1 pseudogene is annotated in these 271 nt (G+C 53.9%); it reads right to left on the bottom strand.

From position 1 onward, the window contains the following. A pseudogene (locus tag SB756_RS30340) lies at positions 1 to 271 on the bottom strand (coproporphyrinogen III oxidase); the annotation flags it as partial.

Raw genomic sequence — 271 nt, forward strand, 5'->3', positions numbered from 1 at the left:
CTGACGCGCTTTCTGACGCAGATAGCGATCAAAGCACATGCAGATATTGCGGATCAGTAACCGGCCAATTCCCGTCACCTCCAGCCCCGTAGCGGTTTGTTCCACCAGCCCATCGGCTATCAACGGTTTCAGCAGCGCCAGGTCCTCAGCAAAATAGTCGCTGAAGCGAATGCCCCATTGCGCTTCTGTCGCGGCAAAATTCAGCGAGAAGTTACAAATCAGCGTTTTTATCACGTCCCGACGCAGGCAATCATCGTCGGTTAAGGCGATG

Origin of the sequence: Pseudomonas sp. SIMBA_068, from assembly GCF_046534705.1 — a bacterium.
Taxonomy (GTDB): domain Bacteria; phylum Pseudomonadota; class Gammaproteobacteria; order Pseudomonadales; family Pseudomonadaceae; genus Aquipseudomonas; species Aquipseudomonas putida.